18 protein-coding genes are annotated in these 22664 nt (G+C 64.4%); 8 read left to right on the top strand and 10 right to left on the bottom strand.

The window, feature by feature from the left end:
* Genes AC0L3O_RS11195 through AC0L3O_RS11185 form a run of 3 tightly spaced genes read left to right on the top strand, consistent with a single transcriptional unit; the run spans position 1 to position 2901 of the window.
* Positions 1-1110 (top strand): ABC transporter ATP-binding protein, encoded by a 1110-nt coding sequence (locus AC0L3O_RS11195; protein ID WP_473615583.1) that lies wholly within the window; start codon positions 1-3, stop codon positions 1108-1110.
* Positions 1111-1136: 26 nt separating this feature from the next.
* A complete protein-coding gene (locus AC0L3O_RS11190; protein ID WP_473615582.1) occupies positions 1137-2522 on the top strand; it encodes an NAD(P)/FAD-dependent oxidoreductase in 1386 nt (461 codons plus the stop codon).
* 25 nt (positions 2523-2547) lie between these two features.
* Positions 2548-2901 carry a cupin domain-containing protein gene (locus AC0L3O_RS11185; protein WP_473615580.1) on the top strand — a complete coding sequence of 118 codons (354 nt, stop codon included), beginning with the start codon at positions 2548-2550 and terminating at the stop codon, positions 2899-2901.
* Between the two features lie 48 nt (positions 2902-2949).
* On the opposite strand, the gene AC0L3O_RS11180 is transcribed toward AC0L3O_RS11185, so the two are convergent.
* The 6 genes from AC0L3O_RS11180 to dnaK form a co-directional block, all read right to left on the bottom strand.
* Entirely contained in the window at positions 2950-3237 is a 288-nt protein-coding gene (locus tag AC0L3O_RS11180) for a DUF1330 domain-containing protein (protein ID WP_023801451.1), read from the bottom strand.
* Between the two features lie 17 nt (positions 3238-3254).
* Positions 3255-3938 (bottom strand): orotidine-5'-phosphate decarboxylase, encoded by a 684-nt coding sequence (gene pyrF / locus AC0L3O_RS11175; RefSeq protein WP_128174823.1) that lies wholly within the window; start codon positions 3936-3938, stop codon positions 3255-3257.
* A gap of 20 nt (positions 3939-3958) precedes the next feature.
* Complete coding sequence (locus AC0L3O_RS11170; RefSeq protein WP_128174788.1) at positions 3959-4555, bottom strand: NADPH-dependent FMN reductase; 597 nt, start codon at positions 4553-4555, stop codon at positions 3959-3961.
* A 237-nt stretch (positions 4556-4792) separates the two neighbouring features.
* Positions 4793-5398 carry a phospholipid N-methyltransferase PmtA gene (gene pmtA / locus AC0L3O_RS11165; RefSeq protein WP_473615579.1) on the bottom strand — a complete coding sequence of 202 codons (606 nt, stop codon included), beginning with the start codon at positions 5396-5398 and terminating at the stop codon, positions 4793-4795.
* Positions 5399-5540: 142 nt separating this feature from the next.
* Complete coding sequence (gene dnaJ, locus AC0L3O_RS11160; protein ID WP_473615578.1) at positions 5541-6671, bottom strand: molecular chaperone DnaJ; 1131 nt, start codon at positions 6669-6671, stop codon at positions 5541-5543.
* 311 nt (positions 6672-6982) lie between these two features.
* Positions 6983-8899, bottom strand: a complete 1917-nt coding sequence (gene dnaK / locus AC0L3O_RS11155) for a molecular chaperone DnaK (protein WP_091591896.1) — start codon at positions 8897-8899, stop codon at positions 6983-6985.
* 558 nt (positions 8900-9457) lie between these two features.
* Here dnaK and AC0L3O_RS11150 point away from each other — a divergent pair.
* From AC0L3O_RS11150 to AC0L3O_RS11135, 4 genes are all read left to right on the top strand, one after another.
* Positions 9458-13078: a hypothetical protein gene (locus AC0L3O_RS11150; RefSeq protein ID WP_473615576.1), complete on the top strand. Its 3621-nt coding sequence runs from the start codon at positions 9458-9460 to the stop codon at positions 13076-13078.
* A gap of 147 nt (positions 13079-13225) precedes the next feature.
* Positions 13226-15184 carry an EB domain-containing protein gene (locus AC0L3O_RS11145; protein ID WP_023801458.1) on the top strand — a complete coding sequence of 653 codons (1959 nt, stop codon included), beginning with the start codon at positions 13226-13228 and terminating at the stop codon, positions 15182-15184.
* Positions 15185-15316: 132 nt separating this feature from the next.
* Entirely contained in the window at positions 15317-15994 is a 678-nt protein-coding gene (gene rpe, locus AC0L3O_RS11140; RefSeq protein WP_473615575.1) for a ribulose-phosphate 3-epimerase, read from the top strand.
* Positions 15995-16220: 226 nt separating this feature from the next.
* Positions 16221-17600 carry a malonyl-CoA decarboxylase gene (locus AC0L3O_RS11135; protein WP_473615574.1) on the top strand — a complete coding sequence of 460 codons (1380 nt, stop codon included), beginning with the start codon at positions 16221-16223 and terminating at the stop codon, positions 17598-17600.
* A 41-nt stretch (positions 17601-17641) separates the two neighbouring features.
* Here the strand turns inward: AC0L3O_RS11135 and nagA are convergent, their stop codons facing one another.
* From nagA to AC0L3O_RS11115, 4 genes are read right to left on the bottom strand one after another with little or no spacing between them, the layout of a single operon-like run.
* Complete coding sequence (nagA, locus tag AC0L3O_RS11130; protein WP_473534755.1) at positions 17642-18820, bottom strand: N-acetylglucosamine-6-phosphate deacetylase; 1179 nt, start codon at positions 18818-18820, stop codon at positions 17642-17644.
* The gene (locus tag AC0L3O_RS11125; protein ID WP_287290142.1) at positions 18817-19848 is read right to left on the bottom strand and encodes an SIS domain-containing protein; all 1032 of its coding nucleotides are present in this window, start codon (positions 19846-19848) and stop codon (positions 18817-18819) included. Before AC0L3O_RS11125 ends, nagA begins: the two co-directional genes overlap by 4 nt.
* The gene (locus tag AC0L3O_RS11120) at positions 19845-20627 is read right to left on the bottom strand and encodes a GntR family transcriptional regulator (protein ID WP_128174772.1); all 783 of its coding nucleotides are present in this window, start codon (positions 20625-20627) and stop codon (positions 19845-19847) included. The genes AC0L3O_RS11125 and AC0L3O_RS11120 overlap by 4 nt, the downstream gene beginning before the upstream one ends.
* Positions 20624-21505, bottom strand: a complete 882-nt coding sequence (locus tag AC0L3O_RS11115; protein ID WP_473534756.1) for a glucosamine kinase nucleotide-binding domain-containing protein — start codon at positions 21503-21505, stop codon at positions 20624-20626. Before AC0L3O_RS11115 ends, AC0L3O_RS11120 begins: the two co-directional genes overlap by 4 nt.
* Positions 21506-21705: 200 nt before the next feature.
* On the opposite strand from AC0L3O_RS11115, the gene AC0L3O_RS11110 reads away from it, so the two are divergent.
* Complete coding sequence (locus AC0L3O_RS11110) at positions 21706-22662, top strand: N-acetylmuramic acid 6-phosphate etherase (protein WP_287208334.1); 957 nt, start codon at positions 21706-21708, stop codon at positions 22660-22662.
* Positions 22663-22664: the final 2 nt, after the last annotated feature.

Raw genomic sequence — 22664 nt, 5'->3', positions numbered from 1 at the left:
ATGGCCTCACCATCGACCCGCGGCGCAGCCATAGATCTCAAATCCGTCAGCAAGCACTATGGCAGCTTCATCGCCCTCGACAAGGTCTCGCTGCGCATCGAGCCGGGGGAGTTCATGACGCTGCTCGGACCCAGCGGTTCGGGCAAGACGACCACGCTCAACGTCATCGCCGGCTTCACCGAAGTCAGCTCGGGTTCGCTTGATGTCGGCGGCAAAAGCGTCATCGGCGTACCGGCGCACAAACGCAATATCGGCGTCGTCTTCCAGCACTACGCGCTGTTCCCGCATATGACGGTGAGCAGGAACGTCGCATATCCGCTGACCCTGCGCAGCATCGCCAATCCCGATCGCGCGGCCCGGGTGCGCAAGGCGCTGGACATGGTGAGGATGGCCGATTTCGGCCACCGCTTCCCCAGCGAGCTCTCCGGCGGACAGCAGCAGCGCGTCGCGCTGGCACGTGCCATCGTATTCGACCCGCCGCTGCTCTTGATGGACGAGCCGCTCGGCGCACTCGACAAGAAGCCGCGTGAGTGGCTGCAGCTCGAGATCAAACGGATCCACAGGGAATTGGGCACCACCTTCGTCTACGTCACGCACGATCAGGAGGAGGCCCTGGTCCTCTCGGACCGCATCGCCGTGTTCAACCAGGGACGCATCGAGCAGATCGGCACCGGTCGCCAACTCTACGACGAGCCCGAGACGTTGTTCGTCGGAAAGTTCGTCGGCGACTCGACGATACTGCGTGGTGCAGCCTCCACCTCCGGCAACGAGACCGCCATCGACGTAGCCGGACGGAAAGTGGCCGCCGCCAAACGCCTTGCCGACGGCGCCAAGCCGGTGATGCTGCTGCGGCCGGAGAAGCTGAGCCTCGCCAGGCGGGGAAAGGGCGGACAAGATCGAAACACCCTGCCCGGGCGCATCGGCGAGGCCATCTATCTCGGATCTGGCTCCAAATACGAGGTCGTGCTGGCCGACACCTCGAAGGCGATCGTGCGCTCGACGCTGGAGGCCGAAACCTTCGCCATCGGCGACGAGGTCGACCTCGTATTCGCGGGCAACGACGTGAAGCTGCTGGCCGACGACGAGAATGCCGATTTCACGCTGACCTAAAATCCTGTCTGGGAAAAATCGCGACAATGGACGTGAAGAAGAACGGCGACGTTTCATTCTGGTATGCCGACATCGGCGGCGTGCCCGGCTATCGGCCGCCGCTGCAGGGCGATATCGTGGCCGACGTCTGTATCGTCGGGGCCGGCTACACCGGCCTTTGGACCGCCTATTATCTGAAGCAGGCAGCCCCGCATCTCAATATTGTCGTCATCGAGAAGGAGTTCGCCGGCTTCGGTGCTTCGGGGCGCAATGGCGGCTGGCTGTCCGGCGGCTTCTCATGGTCGCGCGAAAAATATGAGGAGGCAACCTCGCGCGCTGGAGTCATCGCCATGCAGGCGGCAATGATGGGCACGGTGAACGAGGTCATATCGGTTGCGGAAGCTGAAGGCATCGACGCCGACATTCGTCGCACCGACGAACTGCTGGTCGCAACCAACGAGGCGCAGGAGCAGCGCGCCAAGGCGATGTATGCCCATGCCAGATCCTGGGCGCTGACCGACGAGCGCGTCGGGTATATCGATGCAGCCGAGATGCGTCGGCGCATAGCGGTACACAACGCCCGCGGCGCCTTCGTCATCAAGAAGGTTGCGCGGATTCAGCCCGCAAAGCTGGTGCAGGGGCTCGCCAGGGCAGTGGAGCGGCTCGGCATCCCGATCTACGAACAGACGACCGTGCTGTCGATCGAGAGCGGCAAGGTCGCAACCAACCGGGGCGTGGTGCGGGCCGAAAAGATCGTTCGGGCGACCGAGGGTTTTACCGCGGGAATCGCCGGCCACGAAAGACTGTGGTTGGCGCTCAACAGCGCCATCGTGGTCACCGAGCCGCTTTCCGACAAGCTGTGGAGCGAAATCGGCTGGGATGGCTACGAGGTGCTCGGCGACGCCGCGCACACTTACTGCTACGCCCAGCGCACCCGGGAAGGACGCATTGCCATGGGCGGGCGCGGGGTGCCCTATCGGTTCGGCTCGAAGACCGACGTTCGAGGCGTCACCCAGCAGGCGACGATCGACAAGCTGCATAAAATCCTGACGACGCTTCTGCCGCAGACCAAGGGGCTCAAGCTCGACCATGCGTGGTGTGGAACGCTGGGCGTGCCGCGCGACTGGTGCACGACGGTGGGCTTTGACAGGCAGACCGGAATAGGCTGGTCCGGCGGTTATGTCGGCCTCGGCGTTTCCACCTCGAACCTCTCGGGGCGCACTCTGCGCGATCTGCTGCTGGGCAACGACACCGAGTTGACGCGGCTTCCCTGGGTCAATCGAACCGTGCGCAAGTGGGAGCCAGAGCCGCTGCGCTGGCTTGGCGTCCATTCGATGTATCAGCTCTATCGAATTGCCGACGAGCGGGAAGCAAAGGGGCTGCCGCGCACGTCGCGGCTGGCCGCCCTGGCCGATCGCATCACCGGGCACTGAACCGCATCACTTCAGGAATTTAGCAATGATCGACTTCAAGACCTTCGCCCACCTGGCGCATATCGACCTCGGTGAGCCCCAGCCGAAGCCCACCTCGCTGGAAGGCGATCAGATGGAAGCAGCCAACACGCTTTGGACTTCCGAGGATGGCAAGATCGAAGTCGGTGTCTGGGAATGTTCGCAAGGCCGGTTCACCGCGCGCCGTGACACGAATTCCGAGATTTGCCACATCGTGTCCGGCCGCGTGACGCTGCACGGTCCTGGTGGCGCAGCCAAAGATGTCGGACCCGGCGAATTGCTCGTCCTGCCGCTTGGCTGGGAGGGCGAATGGACCATCCATGATAAAACGCGCAAGCTTTACATCCTGCATTCGATCTGAACGCCGCGGGCACGTTCGCGACGGTACGGCAGTGGCCGCTGAACTAAACTAGACCCCTTCGACCAGCACGATCTCGCCGTCGGCCACCTTCTGCCGGATCGCGACGGCGCGCTGGTATTCGGGCGAGCGATAGCAATCGTGCGCCGCAGCCAATGACGGAAACTCGATGATCACGTTGCGGTCGCGGCCCGGCCCTTCTGCTTTTTCATGCGCACCGCCTCGTGCCAGGAAAACCGCGCCGAAACGATCGAAAGCCGGTTTGGCGGCAGTGACATAGTCCTTGTAGCCTTCCGCATCGCGCACATCGACGCGGGCGATCCAGTATCCCTTCGGCATGCTTGTTCTCCGAATTGTTAGGCCGAGCGCATTTCGTCAAGAATTGCTTCCGCGACCGCTCGCCTGTCGGCGGCGCTGACGATCGGCCGGCCGACGACGAGATGGCTGGAGCCGTTGCGGATCGCCTGCGCCGGCGTGACGACGCGTTTCTGGTCGCCATGGTCGCTGCCCTTGGGCCGTATCCCCGGCGTGACGACGGCCATGTTGGGGCCGACGATCCGGCGCACCGCCTCCGCTTCCTCGGCCGAGCAGACGATGCCGCCCATGCCGGCATGCAGCGCCTGCTCGGAGCGCCTCAGCACCAGCGTATGCGGGTCATGCTCATAACCGGCGTCGATCACGTCCCGCTCGTCCATCGAGGTCAGCACGGTGACGCCAAGCAGGCAGAGATCGCTGCCCCTGGCGGCCGCGACCGCTGCCTTCATCGTCTTCGGATAGGCGTGCAGCGTCAGCATGGTCATGCCCATCCTGGCAATGGCCTCGACGCCCTTGGCTACCGTGTTGTCGATGTCGAGCAGCTTCATGTCGAGGAAGATCCTGGTGCCGCCGCTGGCGAGCTCGCGGGCGAAGTCGAGGCCGCCGGCGAAGGCGAGCTGATAGCCGATCTTGTAGAAGGAGACGACCCCGTCGAGCTCGCGCACCACCGTCTCGGCGTCCTTCAGCGTCGGCACGTCGAGGCCGACGATCAGCCTGTCTTGCATGGTGCTGGCGCGCTCCTGGATCACGCCTCGATCCGCGTCGACAGCAGGCGCGAGGTTTCGATCAGCGTGCGGCATAGGTGCTCCATCGATCTGTGCAGTCGCTCGTCCCTGAAATTCCCGTCCTCGTCGAAGGCGTTGCCGCCCTCCGGGACAGAGCACTCCGGCGTCACCACCTCCATCTGGCAGCGCACCAGCACGGCGCGCAGATGGTTGATGCAGCGTACCCCGGCGAAATGTCCTTTGGAAGACGAACAAAGGCCGGCGGGCTTGCCGGTGAACGGCCTGAACGACCGCCCGTCATCTGTGCGCACCCGGCTCACCCAATCGATTGTATTCTTGAGCAGCGGCGGGATCGAGCCGTTATATTCGGGCGTCGCGATCAGCAGCCCGTCATGGGCCGCGATTTGCCGGGCAAGCTTGATGGCGTTCTCGGGAATGCCTTTCTCCTTTTCCAGGTCCTCGTCGAGGATCGGCAGCGGATAGTCGGCAAGCGAGATGCGGGTCACCTCGGCGCCGTGCAGGGCGAGTTCCTTCTGCGCCACATCGGCGGTCCTGCCGCTGTAGGCGCCAGAGCGATTCGAACCGGCGAAGACGAGAATTTTCGCGATCACTGCTATCGGCCCCCTTGTTCCCGGACAGGTACAGCCAGGGATCTGTCAAATCAACGCACCGGCGCAAAAATCGAAAAGGGATCTTGGGGGCACATGAGTGAAGGGTGTGTTGAGATTCAGGTCAGGCCGAGCCGAAAATGGTTGGTTCCGAGAACCGGAGCGGAGCGTACTTGAAGTACGTGAGCACCGGAAGCGCAGGAAGCTGCCATTTGCAGGCCGGTCTCACCTGAATATCGGCACACCCTAATTCGCCCCGCGCCGGTAGATCCAAAGCTGCGTAGGTGGGATGTTGCGGATGACGAAATGGAAATGCTCGACCGTGTAGTCGCCGCGGCCGGGCGGGATCGGCGACAGCGGGCCGTAGGTCAGCTGCACGACCGGGCGGCCTGTCGGGATGCGGTCGAGAAGGCTTTCGACGTAGGCGACGCGCTGTTCGACCGGGAAATTGAGCAATGGCACGCCGGAGATGACCGAATCGAAGGTCAGGCCGCTCTTGTCGCCGAGCGTCGCATCGAGATTGAAGGCATCGCCCTCGATGACGTTGACGCCGGGATAGAGCTGGCGCAGATGGCGCACGAAATCGGGGGAGTATTCGACTGCGTAGAGATTTTCAGGCTTTACGCCGTGGGCGAGGATGGCTCGGGTGATGACACCGGTGCCGGGCCCGACTTCGAGCACCGGCAGGCCCGACATCGGGTTGACGACGGAGGCCATCTTGCGGGCCGTGATGGAACTGGTCGGCACGATCGAACCGACCGCCTTCGGCTTGTCGATCCAGCCCTTGAAGAACTTCAGTTCGTCGTCGAACTTCTCTGCCAGCGTCTTTCGCAGTCCGGGACCATGTGCCATGCAAGTTCTCCTGAACGGTCCCCCGAGTGGCTACTTAGCAGCTACGGGCTTCAAGGCAAGGCGGACGCCGGTATAAGGTGTTGATGACGCTAGGGGAGCTTCCGCTCGGTTGTATTCTACATCCGATTGGCGAGAGTCGCCATCAGCGCTCGCTGAAGGTCTCGAAAAAGTCCTTCATGCGGGCGAAAAAGCCGCTCGACTGCGGCGAATTATCCTTCGAGGAAAGCTGCTCGAACTCCTCCAGCAGCTCGCGCTGGCGGCGGGATAGGTTCTGCGGCGTCTCGACCGCGGTCTGGATGTAGAGATCGCCGACATTGTGCTGGCGCAGCACCGGCATGCCCTTGCCCTTGAGGCGGAACTGGCGGCCGTTCTGGGTGCCTTCCGGCACCTTGACCTTCGTCTGGGTGCCGTCCAGCGTCGTCACCTCGAAGGAACCGCCAAGGGCAGCCGTCGTCATTGAGATCGGCACCTTGCAGTAGAGATCGGCGCCGTCGCGCTGGAAGAATTCGTGCGGCTTGACCGCCAGGAAAATATAAAGATCGCCCGACGGGCCGCCGCGCAGGCCGGCCTCGCCCTCATTGGCAAGGCGGATGCGGGTGCCGTCCTCAATGCCGGCCGGGATGTTGACCGACAGCGAGCGCTCCTCGGTGACGCGGCCCTGGCCGGCGCATTTCGCGCACGGCTCCTTGATGGTCTGGCCACGTCCCTGGCATTGCGGGCAGGTGCGCTCGATCGAGAAGAAGCCTTGCGTGGCGCGCACCTTGCCGTGGCCGTTGCACATCGAGCAGGTGACGGGCTGGGTGCCGGGCTTGGCGCCGCTGCCGGAGCATTCCATGCAGGAGATCGAGGCCGGCACGTGGATCTGCGCCGTCTTGCCGGCAAACGCCTCCTCCAGCGTGATTTCCATATTGTAGCGCAGGTCTGCACCGCGCTCGCGTCCGCCTGACGAGCGGCGCTGGCGCCCGCCCATCATGTCGCCGAAAATATCCTCGAAGATGTCGGCGAAACCGCCGGCGCCGAAGCCGTGTGCGCCGCCGTTCATGCCGCCCTGTTCGAAGGCGGCGTGGCCGAAACGGTCGTAGACCGCCCGCTTCTGCGGATCCTTCAACGTCTCGTAGGCTTCGTTGATTTCCTTGAACTTGTGCTCGCAGGCATGATCGCCGGGATTGCGATCGGGGTGGAACTGCATGGCCAGCTTGCGGAAAGCGCTCTTGAGCTCCTTCTCGTCGGCCCCCTTTTGCACGCCCAGCGTTTCGTAGAAATCAGCTTTCATCTTTTCCCGCAGTCCGGATATTCAACGTCTTGAAGCACTTTGCGTCGTTCGCCGGCACGCTGTTCCGATTTAGGTGCGATGGAGCCGGGATGCCAGTGTTGATACGGGCTTGCCCGCACTTTTTCGATCAGGCACGCACTTTTTCGGCCAGAGTGGCAAAAAAGCCCGGCTTTACGCCGGGCTTTACTACAGCGCCGCGCGTCCTGTTGGACACGCAAAGGACGCTATAGCACTTTGATTTTTGCGCATGATTCTTTCCGGAAATCGATTCCGATTTCGGGGTCATGCGCCTAAACCTGCCGGCAGGCCGCTTAGGCCGACTTCTTCTTGTCGTCGTCCTCGTTGATTTCCTCGAAGTCGGCGTCGACCACGTCGCTGTCCTTGGCCGCGTCCGCCTTGGCGTCAGCTTCCGCGGCTTCCTTCTGCGAAGCCTCGTACATGGCCTGGCCGAGCTTCATCGAGGTTTCGGCGAGCGCCTGCGTCTTGGCTTCGATCTCGGCCGCGTCGTCGCCTTCGGCAGCGGTCTTCAGCGCCGCGATCGCATCGGCGATCGCCGTGCGGTCGGCCTCGGAAACCTTCTCGCCATATTCCTTCAGCGACTTTTCCGAGGAATGCACCAGCGCCTCGGCCTGGTTGCGGGCCTCGACCAACGCGCGCCGCTTCTTGTCGGCCTCGGCATTGGCTTCGGCGTCCTTCACCATCTTCTCGATGTCGGCGTCCGAAAGGCCGCCAGACGCCTGAATGCGGATCTGGTGCTCCTTGCCGGTGCCCTTGTCCTTGGCCGAGACGTTGACGATACCGTTGGCGTCGATGTCGAAAGTGACCTCGATCTGCGGCACGCCACGCGGCGCCGGCGGAATGCCGACCAGGTCGAACTGGCCGAGCGCCTTGTTGTCGGCGGCCATTTCACGCTCGCCCTGGAAGACGCGGATGGTCACGGCCGATTGTGAATCCTCGGCAGTCGAGAACACCTGGCTCTTCTTGGTCGGGATCGTCGTGTTGCGCTCGATCAGCCGCGTGAACACACCACCCAGCGTCTCGATGCCGAGCGACAGCGGCGTCACGTCAAGCAACAGCACGTCCTTGACGTCGCCCTGCAGCACGCCGGCCTGGATGGCGGCGCCCAATGCGACGACCTCATCCGGATTGACGCCCTTGTGCGGCTCCTTGCCGAAGAACTGCTTCACGATCTCCTGGATCTTGGGCATGCGGGTCATGCCGCCGACCAGGACGACCTCGTCGATTTCGCCGGCCTTCAGGCCGGCATCCTTGAGCGCCGCCTTGCAGGGTTCGATCGTGCGCTGGACGAGATCCTCCACCAGGCTCTCGAACTTCGCCCGCGTCAGCTTCAACGTCAGGTGCTTGGGGCCGGTGGCATCGGCGGTGATGAAGGGCAGGTTGATCTCGGTCTGCGTCGTCGACGACAGCTCGATCTTGGCCTTTTCGGCCGCTTCCTTGAGGCGCTGAAGCGCGAGCTTGTCGCTGCGCAGGTCGATGCCCTGTTCCTTCTTGAACTCGGCCGCCAGATATTCGACCAGACGCATGTCGAAATCCTCGCCGCCGAGGAAGGTGTCGCCATTGGTCGACTTCACCTCGAACACGCCGTCGCCGATTTCGAGCACCGAAATGTCGAACGTGCCGCCGCCAAGGTCATAGACGGCAATGGTCTTGCCTTCCTTCTTGTCGAGGCCGTAGGCAAGTGCGGCCGCGGTCGGCTCGTTGATGATGCGCAGCACTTCCAGGCCGGCGATCTTGCCGGCATCCTTGGTTGCCTGGCGCTGGGCGTCGTTGAAATAGGCCGGAACGGTGATGACCGCCTTCTCGACCTTCTCGCCGAGATAGGCTTCCGCCGTTTCCTTCATCTTCTGCAGGATCATTGCCGAGATCTGGCTGGGCGACTGCTTCTTGCCGCCGGCCTCGACCCAGGCGTCGCCATTGTCGCCCTTGACGATCTGGTAGGGGACAAGCTTCTTGTCCTTTTCCGTAACCGGATCGTCATAGCGGCGGCCGATCAGGCGCTTGACCGCGAAGATGGTGTTTTCAGGGTTGGTGACCGCCTGGCGCTTGGCCGGCTGGCCGACGAGGCGCTCGCCGTCGCTGTTGATGGCGACGATGGAAGGGGTCGTGCGCGCGCCTTCCGCATTCTCGATGACCTTCGATTCCTTGCCGTCCATGATGGCGACGCAAGAGTTGGTGGTCCCCAGATCGATACCGATTACTTTTGCCATTTTTCTAATCTCTCCGCTAAGCAGGCTCTCAGGACCCATACAGGCGTTCCGCCGAAAGCCCCTGTTCACAAGAAATTCCGCTTCGGCAACCGGCATTCCGGCGCCGAACGGCTTGGCGCGTATATAAGAACAGGCTGCGCGGCGCGCAAGCATTCTGCGCAAGGCATCCAACACATCCTTTTCTCGGCCCGGCCAGGGTTCTCCGGCCCATGAACCTTTCAGCGTCGGTTCGCACTGACATCCAGATGCGCTGCGTGGTGCGGCCCTGGAAAGGAAAGGCCATGACTGGAAATCCAGTCTCAGCGCGACCACCGCTTTCGGGGTGGGGTCGCTATGCCAGGCGTTCCGCTGGTTCCGTTGACCATGCGTAAGAGCCGGCATATCGTGATCACGAGGAAAGCAGACAAATTCGATCAGGGAAAACGTGCCGGAACGTCGCGCCTTGCCCTGGTTTGCGCGGAAACACCGGATGTTTCTCCCGTCGCCCGCGGGGGGAATTCCATGTCTTGCGACCACGGCGCGTTCGTACGCTCTCGTGCTGGCCGTTTGCGCCGTGCGATGCAAACAGCCAGCGGCTTTCCGGCGTTGGCGCTCGCCACCATCCTGTGGCTTGGCGGTGCCGTGCAGGCGCAGGAAACGCAGATCATCTATCCAGGCTCGATGGCGGTGACCGGATTTTCCGGTACCGTCATTCGTGATCCTGAGGAGGGCCTGCCGCCCAGCGTCGACCCGGTCGACGAGACCTTTATCGACACGACGCGCGCAACCTTGCGCGTCTTTGACGTTTCAAGGCTGGGCGGGCGGGCCTCCGGCCAACTCGTCTTCACGCCGCCGCCCTTCGAAGTGACGGCCGGGCAGATCGGCCAGGTGTTCGGCATCACCTATGACGACGGGGTACGCGACGGTGCTCCCTCGGGCATTGCGAACCTCTATGCCGGCGCCACCTCGCTGCATGGCGCCCGCATCGTCACGTCAGACGAAGATGCGGACGGTCGTCCCGAGCGGCAGCGTCATGGTGCTGCCGGCGCCACCTTCATGGACGGCCAGTTCGGCACCGAGAACGGTGGCGGACCGGGCACGATCTGGAAGATCGACGGCATCACCGGCCAGGTCAGCAAATTCGCCGACCTCGAAACCAACAGCGGCCCTAGCATCGGCGACGTCACCTTCGACACTATCCGCCGCCAGTTCTTCGCCAGCGACCTCGACACCGGTCTCATCCACCGCATCGACGCCAACGGCACGCTGGTCGACAGGTTCGACCATGGCGTTGCCGGACGCCCGGCGCACGGGCTGGCCCCGCTTGCCGACGATGGCTTGGTGATGGACATCGAGGATGCTGCCTTCGACAGCGAGGACCCCGACAGCTGGGGTTATACGCAGGATGAGCGTCGCGTCTGGTCCGTCGCCTATCACGGCGGCCGCCTCTATTATTCCGTCGCTGAAAAGGCCGATCTCTGGTCGGTGGGCGTTGCCCGCGACGGCAGCTTTGCTGGCGACCCGCGCTGGGAATTGACGGTCAAGGCCGACAACGGCCACGCCGTCACCGACATCGCTTTCGACATCAGCGGCTTCATGTACCTGGCCCAGCGCGGCCCGGTGGAAAACCGCTACGACTACAGCCGGTTCGCCGATACCGGCACGGGTGAGGTCTTCCGCTACGGGCGCGAAAACCCGGACGATCCGGCGACGGAATCAATCTGGGTGGAAATGCCGCAGGACTATGCGGTCGGCTTCCCGCAAGACAACCGGCAGTCGGCTGGCGGCCTCGACCTGCAATATGGCTATGACGCCGACGGCAATCTCGACGCGAGCATCTGCACCGAGACGCTGGTCAAGACCGCAGACAAGTTGCGCGACAACCCCGCGCTTGCCGAACGGCTTGCCGGCGGCGGGCCGCTCGCCGTGCACGGTGTGCAGATCACGCCGACGGCGCTGGTCAAGCCAGCCAACGTGCCGCCTTTCGGCGCGTGGTTCGTCGACTTTGACGGCCATTTCGAAGACCCCGAGGTAGAAGGCCCTGAGGCAGAAGGGCATGTCGGCGACGTCGAAGTCTGGCATCCCTGCGAAGGCCGTGCCGGCTACAATGAGCAGATACCGGGCGGCGGTTACCTGCCGCCTTTCTATCCGCCTGATTTTCCGCGGCCCGGCGGCATGCCTCCTTGCCTCGACAACGACCGCGACTGCGCCTCGATCCCGATCTGCCGGCGTGGCGACCGGGGCCGCGACTGCCGGCCGCCGGTGGAAAAGAAGGTCGATTTGATCCTGAAGAAGCGTGCCCGCACCCCGGTCTGCACGGCAGATGGTGTCTGCACCTTCGTGATCGATATCATCAACAACGGCAACGTCCGCTACGACGGGCCGCTGACGGTTACCGACACCTATCCGGGTGGCGTGCCGGCATCGTCGAGCTTCGGCCCGACCCCGCCATGGACATGCGGACCGAACGGCCCCGGCCAGTTCCGTTGCGACAATGCCGGCATCGTGCTCTCGCCGGGCGCTTCGACGCCGATCTTCGTCAAGGCGGTGATGCCGGCCGGTTACCGGCCAAACACGGTCGAGAACTGCGCCGAGGTGAAAGCCATCCCCGGCGAGAACAACCTCACCAACAACAGGGCCTGCGCCAGGCAACGCATCCGTCATCCCGACAGCGGCAAGCCGGCCATGCGCATCACCAAGATGTGCAGGGGAGCACTGGCCGGTGCTGCGGTCGTCACCTGCCGCATCACCGTCATCAGCACCGGCACCAGTGCCCCCACCGGTCCGCTGCGGGTCAACGATGCCGCGACGCTGGTGCCCGGCGGCAGGCCCGTTCAGATCCAGACCGTCACTCCCGACGGCGCGGAATGGACGTGCGGACCGGTTCCGGCCAATGCGTTGTCGTGCCAGATTCCCGGCGCCGTCATGACGCCCGGAACCAGCCGTCACTTCGACGTGGCGCTTGCAGCGAATGGCGTATTCGAGAACTGCGCACGCGGCTCCTACGGCCCGGCGCCAGGAGACGACGTCGTCCATCCGATCGGCAGGGCCTGCGCCAAGGGCGGCGGCGCCTCGACCATCCGTGTCGAGAAAACCGGCGATGCCGAGTGCCGGGTCGGCCAGCCCTGCTCGTTCGAGATCACCATCGCGAATGATGGGAAAAACGCCTTCTCCGGTCCGGTTCGCATTGGTGATGCGATCGGTGTCGAAGGCCTTGGCCGGCTGGAAGGCGTGGCGATCACCCCAATCGACCCGCCCTTCGGCTGTGCGCCGGAACCGGCGACCTTGCCGGCATCCTGCATCGCCAACCTGACGCTCGGCGCCGGGGAAAGCCACGTTCACCAAGTGACTGTGATCATTCCCGACGACGGCCGCCTGGCCAATCTGCAGGGCACCGTCAGCGGCCAGAACTGTGTCGGCGTGCTGTCGCCCGATACGCCGGTGCGAGGTGCCGGCAAAATGCTCTCCCGCGAGTCGGCCAATGTGCAGGGCGATCGCGGCAAGGCCTATGCCTGCCATCCCTTCACCATCAAGAAACAGGTGAAGAAGGCGTGCTCGCAGGGCCTCGTCATGAACGACGCCGGCCGCTGCGTCTGCCCGCAAGGCACCACTTTCCGCAACGGCCAGTGCTCGTCGGCTGGCGGCACGGTCATCATACCGAAGCCGAAGGAGCGCTGCGTGCTGCTCAAGGGCCAGATCCGTACCTCCGACGGGCGTTGTGTCTGCCAGCGCGGAACCGAGCTGGATAACCGCAGGTGCGTGTCGACCGACGAGCCGCCGGCACGCCTGTGCAAGCTGCTGCCTGGCCAGATCCGCACCAAGAGCGGCGATTGCGTCTGTCCAAGACGGACGGAACTGAGGGGCAGGGCCTGCATGCCGATCGTCACGAAGCCGACCGTTGAACAGTGCACCATCCGCGGCCAAGTTCACAACAAACGTGGCGCCTGTGTCTGCCCGCGCGGGACCGAGGTGATCAGAGGCGCATGCCGCCGGGCACAGCTGGAGTGCGCGCCTGGCTCCGGGCTGATCAACGGCCGGTGTCAGCCGATCATCAGGCGGCGCTGCCCGGTCGGGACAGTCGGACGGTACCCAGACTGCACTCCGATCCGCAGGGCGCCGACGCTGCAGATCAATCCGAACCTGCTGCTGAACCCGAGCATCCTGCAGCAGCCGAGGCGCAGGCCGCGGGCTCTCCAGTAGGGTCCCGGGCTCAGCCCAGCACCAAGACCTCGCCCGAGCAATCCGGCGGGGTTTTTTCGTCCGTCGGACGTGTTTCAGCCGCTGCGTGAACCTTATCGCCGCAGTCGGCGACAAACTCCCCGAAGCAACATTTCAGGGAGAGAGAAAATGTCTTCAGCCAAACATGCTTTCCGCAACACGGCAGCGGCCGCTGCCCTGATCGCAGCTGCGCTCGCCACCACGCCGGCCTTCGCCAAGCAGGCGAACATCAAGTCAATGTCGTTCAACACCGAAAGCGCCAACACGACAATCCATGTCGGCTCGAGCGACAAGCAAAAATGGGACACGCTGAAAAGCGGCAACGTCCAGTTCTGGGGCCACATGAAGCTCAACACACGGTGGCCAGGCTATGTGCAGGACGTCGGCGTGGCGCTCGGCGTTTGTGGACCGGGCCAGTGCGGCGCGTTTCCTCCGATCTGGAGCGCCTCGCCTGTCAGCCGCGACTACGATCACCAGCAAAATTTCTCCTTCGACCCCTCAATCATGCCGCTGTCCTCAGATAGCGGTATCGCCGTCGTGCCTTACGGCGACCAGATCATCGCCAGGTGCAACCAGCACCTCCAGCCCGATGGGCCGACAAAATCCTACTCGTTCACGCACAGTTTTCATGCGAGCTTCTCGGCACTCACCGACACGGCGCTCGACATGGACAATGCGGTCAGCGAGGCCCAGGGCGGCAGCTGGCCCCATCCGCTGTACGACTCGCACTATGCCGAGCATGGCTCGTTCGACGTCCAAATCGTCTGCGACCCCGTCATCAAGCCGCCGGTTCAGGACGTCGCCAATGATTTCGGCGAATTCGACGTCGAAAACGTCAAGCTGTTCCTGACCACCTACCAGTCGAACCAGGCCGGCTCGACGCCCGGTACGGTCTGCCCGTCGTTGAAGGTCACGAGCCGGGCGCAGGCCAACCAGGCCGGGCCGGTGTCGATGCGCATCTGGCGCCAGAAGAACGACGGGCCGATCACCTCCGAGGTGCAGCAGGCGTGGGCGTCATACGACGCGACCAAGAATGGCTATTTCGCCACCTATGAGAAATGGGAGGACGTCGGCGCCACCGCCTATTTCCAGTACAAGACCGAGATCATCGGCAACGGCCCGTTCGAACCTTTCGACGGCTGGAAGGACATCACCGTCCATTGCACCGGCGCGGGTGGGGGCGGCTTCACCGACGCACCTCAGGATAACCCCGAAAACCCGCCGGCGCATTCGGACTGGCAAGGCGAGGTCACCGTCTCGGACAGCGCTGGCTTCAAAAAACTCTGCCCGCGCAAAGGCCAGGTGGCGTTCGAGGTCGAGCGCGATGCGCCGGGTGCGTTTCACTACCGCATCAGTTGCTCGAACGGCGCATTCTTCACCGGCACGACAGCCGCCTTTAACAATGGCGGTGTGTTCAAGGCGAGTGCCGCACACGAACTTAGCATCGTCAGAACCCGCTCGATCCAGTGCACCCTGCAGGAGATCAAGCAGAACGGTTCGATCGCCACCGTCGACAACAGCACGGAGGATTTTACCTGCATCAAGCGCAATTTTGATCCGAATGCCGATGGTCTGGCGGTCGATACGCGACCCAATCCCGGCAAACCGCAACTTCCGCCGGTCGTCATCGATGCCGGCCGCACATGCCTGCCGAGCCAAAGGCTGATCCGTGGCAAATGCGTCGACAGGCCGGTCGTGGCTGCCTGCCGCAGCACCGAAAAGCGTGTCGACGGCAAATGCGTTGGGGTCAGCATCCACTGCCTGCCCGGTCACCATCAGGTCGGCCTGAAATGCGTGCGCAATGCAGTGATCGCCGACAGGTGCAAGCGCGACGAACAGCGCATCGATGGGAGATGCGTGCACAAGCCCTCCATCATTGTCGATTGCAAGCGCGGCTATCATCTGGTCGGCAATGCATGCGTCAAGAAGCCGGTGATCGTCACCGCCTGCCGGGCAACCGAAAAACTGCTGCGTGGACACTGCGTGCCCAAGCACCCTGTGAAGAAGCTCAACCTGCAGAAAGTGAAGCAAGGCAGCGGCAAGGTGTTGCCGCCACGACCGGCCAGGCCGCGGCATCCCGTGAACTGAAATCGCGACGCTTGAACAGGGGAGAGAGGTGGCCGATGCTGCCTCTCTCCTTTCGCGCTGGCACCGGATTCCTGTCGACAAGCAGCGCTGAGACGATTACGGCGAAGGCGGGCTCGAGAACGGGAAGCGAACATGGCTCAAAAGACCCTGATCGCGCCATCGGTGCTGGCGTCGGATTTTTCGAAGCTCGGCGACGAGGTCGAGGCGGTGGTGGCGGCCGGCGCCGACTGGATCCATCTCGACGTCATGGACGGGCATTTCGTGCCCAAGATCACCTTCGGCCCGCCGGTGATCAAGGCGATCCGCAACCGCACCAAAACCTTTTTCGACTGCCATCTGATGATCGCGCCGGCCGATCCCTATCTGCAGGCGTTCGCCGAAGCCGGCTGCGACGGCATGACGGTGCATGCCGAGGCCGGGCCGCATCTCGACCGTTCGCTGCAGACGATCAGGAACTTGGGCAAGAAGGCCGGCGTGTCGCTAAACCCGGCGACGCCGGAAACGGCGATCGAATACGTGCTCGATCGGCTCGATCTGATCCTGATCATGACCGTCAATCCGGGTTTTGGCGGCCAGGCCTTCATCCCGGAGGTCATCGACAAGGTGAAGCGGGTGAAGGCGCTGATCGGCAATCGGCCGATCCGGATCGAGATCGACGGCGGCGTCTCGCCCGAAACCGCGCCACTGGTCACCGCCGCCGGCGCCAGCGTGCTGGTCGCCGGTGCGGCTATCTTCAAGGGCGGCAGCGTCGAAGCCTATCGGGCGAACATCGAGGCGATCAGGACAGCGGCCGACCAGGTGGCCGGCTGACGCTGCCGGCGCGACGTCACCGGCACGCGCTGTTCTCCCCAGCCGGTCAGGAATTCGTTGGCCGACGCCGGTGCGCCTGCGCTCGTGACATGCGATCCCCAGCCAAAATGGCCTTGTCCATTTTTGGCGATTTTATTGGCATATCCAAAACTACCATCCATATTCTCTGTCTCACCATGATGCCTCTCCGGACCCTCCCGCAGGCTCCCCTTCGACGGTCGGATCGATGAATCGCAGCCCCTTCTTCGCTGACCTGCTGAACACCATCGCCGACCGCGGCCGGATGATGCTGAACCTCGTGCGCGGTGACGAGCCGGTTTCGGCCGACAGCCTGGCACGTTTGTGCGTCCGTCTGCTTTCCAGCCAGGGGGAGGCATCGGGCGTCGCCTATGCAAGAGAAATACTCGATCGCTGGCGAACTCTCGGCGCCGATGGCAGGCTGGCTTTCCTGCATGTACTGTGCGATCGTTTCGGCACCGATCACACCAGGCTTGCCGCCGCGGTGGATGCCTATCGCGCCGCGCCGGACGATCGTTCGGCACTTGCCCTGCACGACGCCGCCGAGCCGGCCAGGCAGGAGCTTTTGCGCCGCCTGAACCTGGCGCCCGGCGGCATCGAGACGCTGGTGCGCATGCGCGAGGATCTGCTTGCCCGGCTGCCCACATTGCCCGATCTCGCCATCGTCGATGCCGACTTCACGCACCTGCTGTCGTCATGGTTCAACCGCGGCTTCCTGGTGCTGCGGCGGATCGACTGGTCGACGCCGGCCAACATCCTGGAGAAAATCATCCGCTACGAGGCGGTGCATGCCATCCACACCTGGGATGATCTGCGCCGCCGGATCGAGCCCGCCGACCGGCTCTGCTATGCGTTCTTTCATCCGCAGCTCGGCGACGAGCCGCTGATCTTCGTCGAAGTCGCGCTCACCCGGGCGATGCCGACGACGATCGCCGAGCTGCTCGCCGACGAGCGGCCGCTGGTGCCGCCGCGGCAGGCTACGACGGCGGTGTTCTATTCCATTTCCAACTGCCAGGAGGGCCTGCGCGGCATCTCCTTCGGCAATTTTCTGATCAAGCAGGTGGTCGAGGACCTGCGCCGCGACCTTCCCGGCCTGACCGATTTCGTCACCTTGTCGCCAGTGCCGGGCTTTGCCCGCTGGCTGGCCGAGCAGGCCGAAACCATCCCCTCCGCCACTGAGGCGCTGGATCTCGTCGCCGACGAGGGCTGGCGTGCAGATGCTGCCGTGCGCGACCGCGCAGGCCAAGCCCTGCTTCCGCTTGCGGCACAGTATTTCCTCGAAGCTCGCACCGCCTCCGGCAAGGTGATCGACCCGGTCGCCCGCTTCCATCTCGGCAATGGCGCGCGGCTGGAGCGCATCGACCTTTTCGGCGATCTGTCGCCCCGCGCCTTGCGTCAGGCGCATGGCCTGATGGTCAATTATCGCTACAAGCTCGACGACATCGAGAAGAACCACGAGCTGTTCGCCGCCAGGAACGATGTGGCGGCCGCGCCCGCCGTGCGCCGCCTGCTGCCGAAACCGACGAGACCGTCTGCACCGCGGCTTCCGGCGCCAGCCCAGGTGATTGGGGACAAGAGGGACAGTTGAGCAACCAGCCGCTTCAGGCTGCGGGCCAAACGGCTGATATCTTAGGCACCCTTTGCGACACCGACCTCGAAAACCCTCTTGCCTTCTATCCAGACGCCCTTGACGTCCAATTCGTCCGAGAGTGCAACGATATCGGCGGCGGTGCTGTTGGCGAAGCGCCCGAGCCGGTGTGATTGGCCGATCGCCTGCGCCGGATAGAGCGAAGCCATGCGCAGGACCTCCGACAGGTCCAGTCCGACGATGCGGTGGACGAAGCGGACGGCGGCGATCATGTCGAGATCGGCGCCGGCCAGCGTCCCGTCGGCGAGCCGCAGGCTGCCGTCCTTGCGATAGATGGTGCGGCCGTTCAGCGTGAACGAGGTCATATCGGTGCCGATCGTCGCCATGGCGTCGGTGACCAGGAAAATTTTTGCCGGGTCCTGCTTGGCACGCAGCGCGATGGCCATGGTGGCGGGATCGACATGGATGCCGTCAGCGATGATGCCGGCAAACAATGTGCCTGTATCGATGGCAGCACCCGCCAACCCCGGCTCGCGGTTGCCGATCTGGCTCATGGCGTTGAACAGATGGGTGACCATTGTTGCGCCGGCATCGGCGAACGCGCGCGCCTTGGCATAGAAGGTGTCGGAATGGCCGAGGCTGACGACGATGCCGGCCTCGACCAGCGCCGAAACGCGTTCCGGGTCGACGGATTCCGGCGCTACAGTCGTCAGCAGCACCGGCAGGGTTTTCCGCGCCGCAACCAGCACCGCTTGGTCGGCATCCAGCATCGGCCGGATCAGCGCCGGGTCATGCGCGCCCTTGCGGGCGATCGACAGATGCGGGCCTTCGAGATGCAGGCCCAAAAAGCCCGGCACCTTCTGCTGCGCGGCCTCGACCCCGGCGGCAACCGCCGCTGCGGTGATGGCGGGCGTGTCGGTGATCAGCGTCGGCAGCAGCGCCGTCGTGCCGAACGGCGCATGTGCCCGGCAGATGGTCTCGATCGAGGCGACATCGGGGTGGTCGTTGAGCATGACGCCGCCGCCGCCATTGACCTGCAGGTCGACGAAGCCCGGTGCAAGCATGCCGCCGCCGGTTTCGATACGCTCGACGCCGGACGGAACGGCTCCGGCGGCGACGATGGCCTCGACGAGACCGTCTCGCACGACAAGGGCAGCGTCGTCGTGCCAGTCGTCGCCGTCAAAAATCCGGGCGCCAGTCAGGGCAAAACGGTCGCTCATATGGTTTCCGTCACCTTGCGAAGATTGGGTGGCGTGTCCGGATCGAGACCGCGATGGCGGGCAAAGGCCTCGACGAAGCCATAGAACGACACGATCAGCGCCAGCGGGTCGGTCAGTGGATGGCCGGTGGCGACATGCGGCAGGTGCTGAGCGCTTGTCGCCTTGTCCGAAGTCACGAAGACGGCCGCGCCCTTGCCCGCCAGGCTGTCGGCGGCCTCTGCGACCGACGGCTCGGAAGCATCGCGGGCGGCGAGCGCCAGCACCGGAAAGTCAGGCCCGACTAGCGCCAGCGGGCCATGCATCACTTCGGCAGCACTATAGGCCTCGGCGTGCATGGCGCAGGTTTCCTTGAATTTCAGCGCCGCCTCATTGGCGATCGCCGCGGACGGACCACGACCGAGGATGAACAGAGACTTCTGCGTCTCAAGGGCGCTGGCCAGCGCCATCCAGTCGCAGGCGATCGCCTTGCGGAAATGTTCTGGCAAACGGGCGAGCGCCGCCAGCAACTTGTCGTCCCCGGTGCTATGCGCCATCAAGGCGAGGCCGGCGACGGCTGAATTGACGAAGGTCTTCGTCGCCGCGACGCTGCGCTCCGGGCCGGCCAGGATGTCGATGGCGTAGTCGCAGGCCCGCGCCAGCGGCGAATCGGCGGTGTTGGTGATGGCGACGGTCAGCGAACCGCCGGCTCTCGCGGCTTGCGCCATGGCGACGATGTCCGGGCTCTTGCCCGACTGCGAGATCGCCAGGCAGGCCGAGCCGGCCAGCTTGAGCCTGGCGCCATAGATCGAAGCGATCGACGGGCCGACCGACGCGACGGCAAGGCCGGCGGTCAGTTCCACCGCATACTTCATGAACGTGGCGGCATGATCGGAGGAGCCGCGCGCTACGGTGACGACGAAGTTTGGATCGCGCTCGCGAATGCCGCGCCCGGCCTCGGTCAGCACCGCTGCCGAGCCGTCGAGCAGGCGCGCGGTCGCCTCCGGGATCTCCTCGATCTCGCGCCGCATATGGGTAATTGTCGCGCTCATGGCCGGCCCTCTTCGCCCGGCCCGCTCAGCCGGAGCTCGGCGACGAAATCATAGGCGTCGCCCCTGTAGATCGAGCGGGTGAATTCGATCACCTTGCCGCTCGCCAGATAGGAAATACGCTCGATGTGCAGGCCGGCAATGCCAGGCGGCACTTCGAGCAGGCGCGCGTCGTCGTCGCCGAGATTGGCGGCGGAGATGCGCTGCACCGCCCGCACCGGCCGATGGCCGGTCGTTTCAAGCGCCGCGTAGAGCGACGAACCGATCGCCGCCGGGTCGGGCAGCACGCTGGCAGACAGTGCCGCGCGCTCGATCGCCAGCGGCGTTTCGTTGGCGATGCGCAGGCGCGCCACCCGCGCCACCAGTTCGTTCGATGACAGGCCGAGCACCATCATCTCGTCCGGCGACGGCGCATAGAGGCCGCGGTCGAGCCAGGCCGAACGCACCGCCATGCCGCGCCGCGCCATATCCTCGGTGAAGGACGTCAGCCGCGACAGCGACTGCTCGACGCGCTCCATCCGCGGCGCGACAAAGGTGCCGGAGCCGTGACGCTGGACAAGGATGCCGTCCTTGACCAGATCCTGCACCGCCTTGCGCACGGTGACCCGCGAAATGTCGGCCTTGCTGGCGATGTCGCGCTCGGACGGCAGCGCGTCGCCCGGCCCGATCAGGCCGCGATTGACCGCGTCCTCGATGCTCTTCCTGAGCTGCAGATAGAGCGGCGCGCCGCTTTGCGCCGACTGTTTCAGCGTGGCGAAGATCTGGTCGGCGGCCTCGCTCATCGCGCCGCCTCCGTCGCACTCGAGAAAACCCGCACCGCCATCTGCACGGCGCCGCCCAGCGCGTCGTCGAGCGGCGGCTTCAGCAGCGCCCGGTAGCGCGCCGACAGGCGTCGTGCATAGAGCGGCGCCAGCCCGCCAAGCAGGCAGAGCGGATCGTCGTCGCCGAGATCGAGCACGCCAAGTGCTGCCTCGACGTCGGCGATTGCCTTGTCGAGGATCCAGTTGGCGACGGCGTCGCCCTTTTCGGCATGCTCGAAGACCTTGGGCGCGAAGCCACCGAAATCGCCGGGTTTTGCGTTGGTGGTGAACTCGACCAAATCCTCGGGATTGTCGCGGAAGATGGCGAGCATGGCCTGCGTCAGCGGCGATCCCTGGCGGATGCCATCATAGGCGAGCAGCGTCTGCTCGAGCAGGTCGCGGCCGATGCGGGCGCCGCTGCCCTGGTCGCCAACCTGGAATCCCCAGCCGCCGATGGCGCGCGACTTGCCGTTTTTGCGCGCCATGTAGGCGGTGCCGGTGCCGAGGATGGCCATGGCGCCGTCACCGGAGCCGACCGCGCCTTCCAGCGCGATCTCGGCGTCGGTCTCGACACGGTTTTGGCTGAACGGCAGGATCGCTTCGAGCTGCTGCCTGTAGGTGCCGACATTGGCGCCGGCGAGGCCGAGGACGGCCGGCGTCTGCGGGATCAGTTCGGGATCCTGCCCGGCGGCGACAAAGGCCTGCCTTGCCGCCTCGACAATGTTGGCCCTGGCGCCGGTGAGATCGGTGCGGATGTTGGCGGCACCGCTCTTGGCGCGGCCGACGACAGTGCCGTCCGCCGTTGCAAGAGCCGCCCTGCAGCTGGTGCCGCCGCCATCGATGCCAAGCACAAATTTCACACGATTTCTCCTCCGGGCGGATAATACCAATAAAATACCAATAGCCAAGGCTTAATTTTCGTTTCAAAAAGATTAAGGTGTATTTTATTGAAAAACCTGTGCATTTTGACGAAAGGCCAGTTCCGAGGCATGGAAATCGCTAATGCATATGGACAAGTGGTATTTTTTTGGTATTGTTTTGGGGATTGGAGGGAAAGCAAATGGCCGAAACGCGCACCGAAGCGCTTCACCAGAATGCCGAGGGGCTGGACATCCAGGCTCCGGACGCCATCCTTTCCTCGTTGGCCAACGCGCAGATCGAGGCCGCCAAGGCGGTGCGCGGCGCCGTTCCGGCCATCGCCAAAGCCGCCGAGATCATCGCCAGCCGGCTGAACAGCGGCGGCAAGCTCGCTTACGCGGCAGCCGGCAGCTCGGGCCTGATGGCGCTGGCCGATGCGCTGGAGCTGCCGGGCACCTTCGGCATTCAGCGCGACCGCATCGCCATCCTGATCGCCGGTGGCGACGATGCCTTCAAGACACTGGCCGGCGGGCCGGAGGACGACACCGAAGAAGCCTCGGCGGCGGTTGCCGCTGCCGGCATCGGCGAGGGCGACTGCCTGATCGCGGTCTCGGCCAGCGGCTCGACGCCCTATGCGGTCAGGGCGATCGAGGACGCCGGGCGCCGCGGTGCGGCGACCATCGCCATCGCCAACAACAAGGATGCGCCGCTGCTTCGGCTGGCCGACATCGCCATCCTGCTCGAAACGCCGCCGGAGCTGATCGCCGGCTCGACGCGCATGGGTGCCGGCACCGCCCAGAAGATCGCGCTCAACATGCTGTCGACGCTGGCCGCCATCCACCTTGGCCATGTCCATGACGGCTACATGGTCAATCTCATGGCCGACAACATCAAGCTGCGCGACCGCGCCGCCCGCATCGTCGCCGCGATCAGCGGACGCGACAGGGACGATGCGGCGCGCCTGCTCGAGAACAGCGGCGGCAACGTCAAGACCGCCATTCTGCTCGCCGCCGGCGCCGCCAGCGCCGACGCGGCGCAGAAGATACTGGAAGGCACCGGCCAGAAGCTGCGTCCGGCGCTTTCCGCGATCGAGGGGAGCATGGGGCGGAAAGCCCCTGTTCTCAAAACCGAACCTGAAAAAGGTCAACAGGGAGACTGAGC

It is taken from the genome of Mesorhizobium sp. WSM4810 (genome assembly GCF_055811235.1).
Note: the sequence above shows the minus strand (reverse complement) of the source record. Positions and strands in the feature narration are given on the sequence as shown.